The sequence below is a fragment of the Marinobacter persicus genome (assembly GCF_002934325.1).
GTDB lineage: Bacteria > Pseudomonadota > Gammaproteobacteria > Pseudomonadales > Oleiphilaceae > Marinobacter > Marinobacter persicus_A.
The window spans coordinates 18171-28643 of sequence record NZ_PTIV01000028.1 but is presented as its reverse complement, the minus strand read 5'-3'; the positions used below and the strand labels follow the sequence as shown (position 1 = coordinate 28643).

The following is a 10473-nucleotide window of genomic DNA, read 5'->3' as shown; positions in this document are numbered from 1 at the left end:
GAATCCGGCAAATTCACACACGTGTCAGCACGTTGTCCCAGGGTGCCGGACCTGCGCAGAAGCAGGGAACTGGTTGGGGCAATCGGACGCGTGGAGGTCTAACCCGAAGCTAAAAAGGTAACTATCATGGCTCAGGTAAATATGCGTGACCTGCTGAAGGCAGGTGCTCACTTTGGTCACCAGACTCGCTACTGGAACCCGAAGATGTCCAAGTACATTTTCGGTGCCCGCAACAAGATTCATATCATCAACCTCGAGCAGACCGTTCCGGCTATGCAGGAAGCTCTGAACGTGATTCAGGGCCTGGCCGAGAACAAGAACAAGATTCTGTTCGTAGGCACCAAGCGCTCCGCCGCCAAGATCATCAAGGAAGAAGCGCTGCGCGCCGGTCAGCCGTACGTCAACCATCGCTGGTTGGGCGGTATGCTGACCAACTACAAGACCATCCGTCAGTCCATCCGTCGCTACCGTGATCTGGAAACCCAGAGCAAAGACGGTACTTTCGACAAGCTGACCAAGAAAGAAGCCCTGGATCGCACTCGTGAAATGGAACGCCTGGAGCGCTCCATCGGTGGTATCAAAGACATGGGCGGCCTGCCGGACGCCATGTTCGTGATAGACGTTGATCACGAGCGGATCGCCATCAAGGAAGCCAACAAGCTGGGCATTCCGGTGATCGGTGTTGTCGATACCAACAGTGATCCGGACGGCGTTGATTACGTGATTCCGGGTAACGATGACGCCATCCGCGCCATCCAGATTTACGTGAAAGCTGCTGCTGACGCGTGCGTTGAAGCGAGCCAGGCCGCCGGTGGCGGTTCTGACGAGTTTGTTGAAGTCAGCGAAGACGCCGAAGGCGCAGCTCCGGCCAGCGAGTAAGGCCGGGCGCGAGTCCAATACGAGAGGCGAGCCACCAGCAGGTCGGCTCGTCTTCCTGTCCCGAATTTCGACAAGTTAAGAGGATTGAACATGGCTGCAATTACCGCTGCAATGGTCAAGGAGCTGCGTGAGCGCACTGGCCTGGGCATGATGGAATGTAAGAAGGCTCTGGTAGAAGCTGATGGCAGTGTTGACGCTGCAATCGAAGAGCTGCGCAAGTCTTCTGGCCTTAAGGCTGCCAAGAAAGCGGGCCGTACCGCCGCCGAAGGTGTTGCCCTGGTTAAGATCTCCGACGACAACACCGTTGGCTACATCCTGGAAGTGAACTCTGAAACCGACTTCGTGGCTCGTGATGACAACCTCATCAACTTCGCCAACAACGTACTGGAAGTGGCGTTTGAGAAGGGCGAAACCGACGTGGCCAAGCTCATGGAAGGTGACCTGGAAGCCAAGCGCGAAGAGCTGGTTCAGAAGATCGGTGAAAACATCACCGTTCGTCGCATCGTGAAGGTTGAAGGCCCGGTTGTGGGTGGCTACGTTCACAGCAACAACAAAATTGCCTGTGTTGTTGCCATTTCCGCTGGCGACTCTGAAATTGCCCGTGACGTTGCCATGCACGCCGCTGCTGTAAACCCGCGTGTTGGCAAGCCGGAAGACATGCCGCAGGAAGAGCTGGAAAAAGAGAAGGAAGTGATCAAGGCCCAGCCGGATATGGAAGGCAAGCCTGCTGAAATCGTCGAGAAGATGATGGGCGGCCGGATCAAGAAGTTCCTGAAGGAAAACAGCCTGGTTGAGCAGTCGTTCGTCAAGAACCCGGACCAGACTGTGGGTGAGCTGATCAAATCCGCCGGCGGTGAGCTGGTTGGCTTTGTTCGCCTGGAAGTGGGCGAAGGCATCGAGAAAGAAGAAGTGGATTTCGCTGCCGAGGTGGCTGCGGCTGCCGGCACAGGCAAGGCCTGATTCCGCTTTTCAGATGTCGCTGAGCGATCGGCGGCATCACCTTAGTCTGCCACGTCAGTCGGGATTTCCCGGCTTTCGTGGCGGGCTTGTATCTGAGATACCCCTTTTTCGAACGAGGAGTATGTCAGATACAAGCCTGCAACGGGTTTGAAGCCAAAAGACGAGAAGGGGATCATCATGCCGACATCTTCCAAAAACCAGCCCAGGTACAAACGTGTTCTGCTTAAACTGAGTGGCGAAGCGCTGATTGGGGAACACGAATTCGGTATTGATCCCAAGGTTCTGGACCGCATGGCTCTGGAAATCGGTGCCCTCATCGGCATCGGTGTTCAGGTGGCCCTGGTTATTGGCGGCGGTAACCTGTTCCGTGGAGCGGCTCTCAATGCCGCTGGCCTGGACCGCGTCACCGGTGACCACATGGGCATGCTGGCCACCGTGATGAACGGCCTTGCCATGCGTGATGCCCTGGAACGTTCCAATATCCGCACCCGGGTCATGTCCGCCATTCCCATGAGCGGGATCGTTGAGCACTATGACCGCCGCCGAGCGGTGCGGGATCTGAAAGAAGGGGATGTGGTGATTTTCTCAGCGGGTACTGGTAACCCGTTCTTCACCACCGATTCCGCAGCCTGCCTGCGTGGTATCGAGATTGAGGCGGATGCCGTGCTCAAGGCCACCAAGGTGGATGGCGTTTACTCGGCAGACCCCAACCTGGACCCTTCCGCAGAAAAATACGACTACCTCACCTACGATGAAGTCCTGGACAAGAAGCTGGGCGTGATGGACCTGACTGCCATCTGTCTGGCTCGGGACCACGGCATGCCACTGCGTGTGTTTGATATGAACCGCCCCGGTGTATTGACCCGCATTGTGACCGGTGAGAAAGAAGGTACACTGATCGAATAACCTTATTGAGGACGCTGACGTGATTGAAGACATTAAAAAAGAAGCCGAAAAGAAAATGAACAAAGGCATCGAGTCTTTGCATTCGGCTTTCAACAAGATTCGTACCGGCCGTGCCCACCCGTCCATTCTGGACAGTGTCATGGTGAGCTATTATGGCCAGCCGACCCCTCTGAAACAGGTGGCCGGCGTGACCGTTGAGGACAACCGTACGCTGGCGGTGTCACCCTGGGAAAAGAACCTGGTGCCGACCATTGAGAAGGCCATCATGAGCTCTGACCTGGGCCTGAACCCGACAACGAGTGGCGATGTTATCCGTGTTCCGATGCCGATGCTGACCGAGGAAACCCGTCGTGAAATGGTCAAGCAGGCCAAGGCGGATGCCGAGCACGCTCGTGTGTCTATCCGTAACGCCCGTCGCGATGCCAACAGCATGGTCAAAGATCTGTTGAAGGAAAAAGAGATTACCGAGGACGAAGAGCGTCGTGCCGAGGACGAGATCCAGAAGCTGACTGACAAGTTTACCGCTGAAGTCGATAAGCTTCTGAAGTCCAAGGAAGAGGATCTGATGGCGGTCTAAGCTGCCATTGACCTTTAAGGTACACATAACGGCAGGCGTCTGCCTGCCGTGCAGAGGATTGCATGACCGAATCAGTAACTGCCGATATTCCGTTAACAGCCGGAAAAACGCCACGCCACGTTGCCATCATCATGGATGGCAACAACCGGTGGGCCAAAGAGCATCGGCTGAAAGGCGTTGCCGGTCATAAGGCGGGGGTGGATGCCGTCAGGGCAACGGTCGAGACCTGCGCCCGCGAAGGGGTGGAAGTTCTGACCCTGTTTGCCTTCTCCAGCGAGAACTGGCGGCGGCCGAAAGATGAGGTGTCGGCGCTCATGCACCTGTTCCTGTTTGCACTGGAACGGGAGGTGCGCAAGCTGCACCGCAACAACATCCGGCTGCGGATGATCGGTGACCGGTCCGCGTTCAGCTCGGCTATCCAGAAGCACATGGAAAAAGCCGAAGAGCTCACTGCAGAAAATACCGGGCTGACGCTGGTGATTGCCGCCAACTACGGCGGGCGTTGGGACATTGCCCAGGCGAATCAGAAGCTGGCGGAAAAGGTAGCGGCCGGCGAACTGCGCCCGTCGGACATTACCGAGGATCTGATCCAGCAGCACCTGAGCATCGGTGACCTGCCCATGCCGGATCTTTTGATCCGCACCGCCGGCGAGCAGCGCATCAGCAACTTCCTGCTCTGGCACCTGGCTTACACCGAGTTCTATTTTCCCCATGTCTTCTGGCCCGACTTCAAGGCCGAGCAAATGCGCGAGGCCCTGAAGGTGTATGCCGGGCGCAAGCGCCGTTTTGGGCAGACTGATGATCAGATTGCTGCCAGCTCGCCAAAAGAATAACGCGAAAAAGCGACCAATGCCGTGCTGAAAACCCGAATTATTACTGCCCTGATCCTAGCTCCCATCGCCATTGGCGGTATTTTCTTCCTGCCGCCTCTGGGGTTTGCCCTGTTTACCGGGGCAGTGATCACGCTGGGCGCCTGGGAATGGGCCAATATGTCCGGTATTGAAGGCCAGCCAGGGCGCGTTGCCTATGCACTGGCTTTTGCGGCGCTGCTCTATGGTTTAAGGCACCTGCCGGCCATGGAAGTGCTGTGGCTGTCAGTTTTCTGGTGGCTGGTGTGCTTCGCACTGGTTTGCCGGTACCCGGCAGGCGCCGACCGCTGGGGCTCGTCCTGGCTAAGGGCCGTCATGGGTGTGTTTGTGCTGGTGCCGGCCTGGACGGGGCTGAACCACCTGCGTACCGCCGAGCTGCAGTTTGGGGAGGCCAGCAACAGTCTGCTGGCGATTCTGTACGTATTATTTGTGGTGTGGGTGGCCGATATCGGTGCCTATTTTGCCGGCCGGGCCTTCGGCAAAGCCAAGTTGGCGCCTCGTGTCAGTCCGGGAAAATCCTGGGCCGGTGTCTGGGGCGGCCTGGCGGCCGTTGTGGTGTTGGCCGTTGTCACCAGCCTGCTGGCCTCAGCCAATGTCTCACAGACACTGCTGCTGGTGCTGGCCAGCGTCGTCACCGGTCTGGTCTCGGTTCTGGGAGATCTGCTGGAAAGCATGATGAAGCGTTTCCGGGGTATTAAGGACAGCAGTCAATTGTTGCCGGGGCACGGCGGTATTATGGACCGGGTTGATAGCCTGACGGCCGCGATTCCGGTCTTTGCCCTGCTGATTACCCTTATGGGCTGGCTGGTGGTTACGCCATGACCAAACGCTGCCTGACGGTACTCGGAGCCACGGGCTCCATTGGCTTGAGCACCCTTGATGTGGTTCGGCGGCACCCGGACCGCTTTAGCGTACATGCGCTGACGGCAGGTACGCGTGCGCGGGAGTTGGCCGAGCTGTGTCGCGAATTTTCGCCGGCATTTGCGGTCATGGCCGATGTTCAGGCTGCCAGGCATTTGGCTGATTTGTTGTCGGATCGCCCCGATATCGAAGTACTCAGCGGTGAGGACGGATTGGCCAGCGTGGCTGCCGATGCGGCCTGTGACACGGTTATGGCCGCCATTGTCGGAGCCGCCGGACTGGCACCAACGCTGGCGGCGGTTCGAGCAGGAAAACGCGTACTGCTGGCCAATAAAGAAGCGTTGGTCATGTCTGGGCAGTTGTTCATGGATGCCGTCGAAAAATCCGGCGCTGAACTGCTGCCGATCGATTCCGAGCATAATGCCATCTTCCAGTGTGTGCCCGCCGACAAGGTGCGGAACCCGGCCGCCGCCGGCATTACCCGAATTCTGTTGACCGCCTCGGGCGGGCCCTTCCGGACGCTGCTGGCCGAAGAGCTGCGTTCGGTGACGCCAGCCGAGGCTTGTGATCACCCGAACTGGTCCATGGGGCAAAAGATTTCCGTGGATTCGGCCACCCTGATGAACAAGGGCCTGGAACTGATCGAGGCTTGCTGGCTGTTCAATACCACACCCGAGTTGGTTGAAGTGCACGTGCATCCGGAAAGCATCATTCACTCCATGGTGGAGTACGCCGATGGCTCGGTGCTGGCGCAGATGGGCAGCCCCGACATGCGCACCCCCATTGCCAACGGCCTGGCCTGGCCCGAGCGGATTGATGCGGGTGTGGCGCCACTGGACCTGTTTGCTATTGGCCGGTTTCACTTTGAGCGGCCGGACCTTGAACGTTTTCCATGCCTGCGGCTGGCCGCAGAGGCGTTCGCCGCCGGGGGCACCGCGCCCGCCGTGCTGAATGCGGCCAATGAAGTGGCGGTGGCGGCGTTTCTGGAGGGGCAGCTGTGCTTTGCAGACATCCCCGTTATCATAGAGAAAACCCTGTCGGCTGTGGCGGTGATGCCCGCCGACAGCTTTGAAATCATCTTCGCCAAGGACGCTGAAGCCCGGGAGTACGCCCAGGCATTGCTGCGCTCACTCTGACCGGGGCACCACGCGGACACGTTATGCAGATTATCCAAACCGTTCTGGCACTGGCACTGACCCTGGGAATCCTGGTCACCCTGCACGAATTCGGACATTTCTGGGTGGCCCGGCGATGCGGAGTAAAAGTGCTTCGCTTTTCGGTGGGCTTTGGTAAGCCGCTGATATCCTGGCACGACCGGCAGGGTACCGAGTACGCTATAGCGGCGATCCCGTTGGGCGGCTATGTGAAAATGCTGGATGAACGGGAAGGGCCGGTTCCCGAAGAACTCCGGGACCAGGCGTTCAATGCCAAACCGCCGTCCCGGCGCATTGCCATTGCAGCCGCAGGGCCCATTGCCAACTTCCTGTTTGCCATTGCCGCTTATTGGTTGATCAGTGTCGTCGGTGTGACTACCGTGGCGCCCGTGGTGGGCGAGGTGGCGCCTGAGAGCGTGGCGCAGCGTGTTGGCCTGGAAGAGGGCATGGAGATCCATGCGGTGGATGGTCATCAGGTGACCTCATGGCGGGATGTCAGCATGCGTCTGTTGGAGCGCGCCGGTGAGCAGGGTCAGATTGCCCTGGACGTTTCCCGGGATGGCTCCCGGGGTACGGTTACCGGCAGCCTGGGTGGCTGGCGCTTGAATGAAGACACCCCTGATCCCCTGAATTCATTCGGAATTGCACCCTGGCGCCCGGAAGTGCCGGCCGTGATTGGCCAGGTTTCCGAGGACGGTCGCGCCAAAGCGGCCGGGTTAAAGCCGGGTGACCGCGTTGTGGCCGTCAATGGCGAACCTCTTCAGGATTGGTTTGCGTTGGTGGAACATGTGCGTACGTCTCCGGAGCAGCCTCTGGATCTGACCATTGAGCGCAACGGCCAGACTCGGCAACTGACGGTTCGGCCGGCTTTGAAAACCACCGAAAACGGCGAGGACATTGGTTTTGTGGGCGCGGGTGTTGCCTCCATTTCCTGGCCGGATGAGTTGTTGCGGGAAGTTCGCTACGGGCCTCTGGAAGCGATTCCGAACGCCGTCTCGGAGACCTGGGCGGATACCCGCCTGACACTCGTGGCCATCAAAAAGATGCTTACAGGGCTACTGTCACCGACCAACCTGAGCGGTCCGATTACCATCGCGCGCGTCGCCGAGGCGAGTGTGAGTTCCGGATTTGAAGATTTCGTACGGTTTCTGGCTTATTTGAGCGTCAGTCTAGGTGTGCTGAACCTGTTGCCAGTGCCGGTGCTCGATGGTGGCCACATTGTTTATTACGTGATCGAAGCCATACGCCGAAAGCCGGTATCCGAGCAGGCTCAGGCACTTGGATTACGAATTGGTATGGCTTTGATCCTGACTTTAATGGCGTTTGCTCTTTACAACGACCTGATGCGGTTGTGAGAATTGCGGGCTCCTTACCGTACATTAACCAGGCGAAAACTGAATGAGACGTTCCCTTCTAGCTGTAGCCGTTGGCCTTGCACTTGGCACAACCGGTATTGATTCGGCACTGGCAGACGAATTCACGGTGGCGGATATCGAGGTGGAAGGCCTCCAGCGAGTATCGGCAGGTTCTGTTTTCTCGGCATTCCCGGTCAACATCGGTGAGCAGCTTGATGAAACCGAGCTGGCCGGTGCCATCAAGGAATTGTTCCGAACTGGATTGTTTACCGATATTGAGGCCAGTCGGGAAGGCGGCGTACTGATTCTCACGGTTAAGGAGCGCCCCTCGATCTCTTCGATTGATATCGAAGGCAATAAAAACATCGAAACCGAGATTTTGAAGGATGCCCTTGCCGGCGCCGGCCTGGAAGAGGGGCAAGTGTTTCAGCGTGCCACGCTTGAGCGCTTGGAGCTGGAGATTCTGCGCTCCTACATTGGCCAGGGCCGTTATAACGCCCGTGTTACCGCCACTGCGGAGGAGTTGCCCCAGAATCGTGTCGCTGTGCGCCTGGACATCAACGAAGGCTCGGTTGCCGCGATCCAGCACCTCAACATTGTGGGCAACCAGGATTTCAGCGATGAAGAGCTGATTGAGCTATTCGAACTGCGCACCAGCAGCTGGTGGAATTCGCTGACCAACAAAGACAAGTATGCCCGTGAGCGTTTGAGTGGTGATCTCGAATCCCTGCGCTCATTTTATCTGGACCGCGGCTATCTGGACTTCACGGTTGAGTCCAGCCAGGTATCCATTTCGCCAGACAAGCAGCAGGTGTTTATCGCCATCGCTCTGAATGAAGGGCCGCAGTACACCGTGGGCGATATTCATCTGCGAGGGGATCTCATCGTCGGTGAAGAGGAGCTGCGCAAGCTCATTTCACTGGAAGAGGGTGATGTGGTCTCTCGTTCCAAAATGACTGCCATTTCCGAGTCCCTTTCTTACCGCCTTGGCCGCGAGGGCTATGCCTTTGCCAGCGTAAACGCGATGCCCGAGCCCGCAGGGGACAACACGGCTAATATTACCTTCTATGTGGAGCCAGGCAAGCGCGCCTACGTACGGCGCATCAATTTCGAAGGCAATGTCTCCACCAAGGACGAGGTGTTACGCCAGGAAATGACCCAGATGGAAGGCGGTGTGGCCTCCACCGACCGCATCGAGTTCTCCAAATCCCAGCTTGAGCGTCTGGGCTTTTTCAAAACCGTGAACGTGGATACCGTGCCGGTGCCCGGTACCGATGACCTGGTGGACGTGAACTATGCGGTTGAAGAACAGCCTACCGGCAGTCTTTCCGCCTCGGTGGGTTTCTCCCAGAGTTCCGGTGTGATTCTGGGGGCGTCTGTGTCCGAAAATAACTTCTTTGGTACCGGTAAGCGGGCGTCGTTTGGTGTGAACGTCAGCGATTCGGTGAAGAGTGCGAATATTTCCTACATGGACCCGTATTACACGGTTGATGGTGTGAGCCGTGGATTCAGTGTGTTCGGGCGCCAGACGGACTACGAAGACGAGGACGTGTCTTCTTACCTGTTGGACGAATACGGGGCCCGCGTGACCTTCGGCTACCCCACGGGCACCTTCACCCGGTTGAATTTCGGGGTTGGGCTCACGCAGTCGGATATCAAGAACTGGGACGATACCAACCGCTTGGTGGAAGACTTTGCCAGAACCGAAGGGGACTCCTTCCTGAACTATTTTGTGTTCGGCAGCTGGCGTAAGAGCACTCTGAACCGGGGGCTTTTGCCCACCGATGGCCACAGCCACTCACTGTCACTGGACGTGGCCGTTCCCGGCAGTGACCTGACGTTCTACAAGGCCAGTTACAAGACCAACTACTACTTCCCGCTGACCGACAACAACCGGTGGGTGGTGCGCGCCCGGGGTGGCATTGGTTACGGTGATGGCTACGGTGACCGCTCCCAGATGCCGTTCTATGAGCACTATTATGCCGGTGGTTATGGGTCGGTTCGTGGTTACGAGGGTAACTCCCTGGGGCCGCGTGTCATTGATAACGATGGCGATGACGTACCTTTCGGCGGTAACCTGCTGACAGAGGCCGGCCTGGAGTTCATCGTGCCAACGCCGTTCGCGGGCGATACGCGCACCATGCGAACCTCGTTCTTCCTGGATGCCGGCCAGGTATTCGATACCTCCCGTGGTGGCGCGCCAGAGGAGGAGTTCGGTGAACTCCGCTCGGCGGCCGGTATCAGCTTCCAATGGATCACCGCCGTGGGGCCGCTGGCATTTAGTCTGGCCAAGCCATTGAATGATCAGGAGGGTGACGATACCCAGGTGTTCCAGTTCTCACTGGGCCAGAGTTTCTGACATTGCTGACTGAACAATAAAGAGCAACCGTAAGGAGATTGATCATGACTCGTTTATTCACATTGGTTGGCGCAGCGTTATTGCTGGCCTGCTCGGTTCAGGCAAGCGCCGAGACACGGATCGGTGTGGTTGATCTGCGCCAGGCACTCTTTTCCTCGGACGACGCCCAGAGTTTTTCCCAGCAGTTGGAGAAGGATTTTGGGAATGAGGAAGCTAAGGTGCGCCAGGTGCAACAGGAAGCACAAAAGCTTCAGGAGCGCCTGCAGAAAGACGGCGCCATGATGAACGAGGCTGAGCGCAAGGAACTCTCCGGCCAGTTCCAGCGCAAGGTGCAGGAATTCAATCAGCTCAAACAGCGCCTGGACGCCACCGTCAACCAGCGCAAACAGCAGTTTGTTGAAAACGCTCGCCCGGAAGTGGACGCAGCGATCAAGGAATTGCTGGAAGAGAACAATCTGGATTTGATCCTGCCGAGCGAAGCCGTGGTCTATGCCAAGCCGGACATGAACCTGACCGAAGCGCTGCTGAACAAGCTGAACGAGTGATGATTGCG

10 protein-coding genes are annotated in these 10473 nt (G+C 57.8%); all 10 read left to right on the top strand.

What is annotated here, in order from left to right:
* Nucleotides 1-126 precede the first annotated feature (126 nt).
* The 10 genes from rpsB to BY454_RS13335 all read left to right on the top strand — a co-directional run bounded on the left by rpsB (nt 127) and on the right by BY454_RS13335 (nt 10465).
* On the top strand, nt 127-879 hold the full coding sequence (gene rpsB / locus BY454_RS13380; protein ID WP_104417046.1) for a 30S ribosomal protein S2: 753 nt from the start codon (nt 127-129) through the stop codon (nt 877-879).
* A gap of 90 nt (nt 880-969) precedes the next feature.
* Entirely contained in the window at nt 970-1839 is an 870-nt protein-coding gene (gene tsf / locus BY454_RS13375; RefSeq protein ID WP_104417045.1) for a translation elongation factor Ts, read from the top strand.
* Nucleotides 1840-2016: 177 nt separating this feature from the next.
* Nucleotides 2017-2745, top strand: a complete 729-nt coding sequence (gene pyrH / locus BY454_RS13370; RefSeq protein ID WP_104417044.1) for a UMP kinase — start codon at nt 2017-2019, stop codon at nt 2743-2745.
* 19 nt (nt 2746-2764) lie between these two features.
* Nucleotides 2765-3322, top strand: a complete 558-nt coding sequence (gene frr / locus BY454_RS13365) for a ribosome recycling factor (RefSeq protein WP_104417043.1) — start codon at nt 2765-2767, stop codon at nt 3320-3322.
* A gap of 62 nt (nt 3323-3384) precedes the next feature.
* Nucleotides 3385-4155 (top strand): isoprenyl transferase, encoded by a 771-nt coding sequence (locus tag BY454_RS13360; protein WP_104417042.1) that lies wholly within the window; start codon nt 3385-3387, stop codon nt 4153-4155.
* 21 nt (nt 4156-4176) lie between these two features.
* A complete protein-coding gene (locus BY454_RS13355) occupies nt 4177-5013 on the top strand; it encodes a phosphatidate cytidylyltransferase (protein ID WP_104417041.1) in 837 nt (278 codons plus the stop codon).
* Complete coding sequence (ispC, locus tag BY454_RS13350) at nt 5010-6188, top strand: 1-deoxy-D-xylulose-5-phosphate reductoisomerase (protein ID WP_104417040.1); 1179 nt, start codon at nt 5010-5012, stop codon at nt 6186-6188. The genes BY454_RS13355 and ispC overlap by 4 nt, the downstream gene beginning before the upstream one ends.
* Nucleotides 6189-6211: 23 nt before the next feature.
* Entirely contained in the window at nt 6212-7561 is a 1350-nt protein-coding gene (gene rseP / locus BY454_RS13345) for an RIP metalloprotease RseP (RefSeq protein WP_104417039.1), read from the top strand.
* A gap of 43 nt (nt 7562-7604) precedes the next feature.
* A complete protein-coding gene (gene bamA, locus BY454_RS13340) occupies nt 7605-9920 on the top strand; it encodes an outer membrane protein assembly factor BamA (protein ID WP_104417038.1) in 2316 nt (771 codons plus the stop codon).
* A gap of 44 nt (nt 9921-9964) precedes the next feature.
* Complete coding sequence (locus tag BY454_RS13335; RefSeq protein WP_104417037.1) at nt 9965-10465, top strand: OmpH family outer membrane protein; 501 nt, start codon at nt 9965-9967, stop codon at nt 10463-10465.
* Nucleotides 10466-10473: the final 8 nt, after the last annotated feature.

Bases quoted from the DNA above. Each gene is read 5' to 3' on its own strand.
- rpsB (WP_104417046.1), top strand. From the start codon at position 127: ATGGCTCAGGTAAATATGCGTGACCTGCTGAAGGCAGGTGCTCACTTT.
- tsf (WP_104417045.1), top strand. From the start codon at position 970: ATGGCTGCAATTACCGCTGCAATGGTCAAGGAGCTGCGTGAGCGCACT.
- pyrH (WP_104417044.1), top strand. From the start codon at position 2,017: ATGCCGACATCTTCCAAAAACCAGCCCAGGTACAAACGTGTTCTGCTT.
- BY454_RS13360 (WP_104417042.1), top strand. From the start codon at position 3,385: ATGACCGAATCAGTAACTGCCGATATTCCGTTAACAGCCGGAAAAACG.
- ispC (WP_104417040.1), top strand. From the start codon at position 5,010: ATGACCAAACGCTGCCTGACGGTACTCGGAGCCACGGGCTCCATTGGC.
- rseP (WP_104417039.1), top strand. From the start codon at position 6,212: ATGCAGATTATCCAAACCGTTCTGGCACTGGCACTGACCCTGGGAATC.
- bamA (WP_104417038.1), top strand. From the start codon at position 7,605: ATGAGACGTTCCCTTCTAGCTGTAGCCGTTGGCCTTGCACTTGGCACA.
- BY454_RS13335 (WP_104417037.1), top strand. From the start codon at position 9,965: ATGACTCGTTTATTCACATTGGTTGGCGCAGCGTTATTGCTGGCCTGC.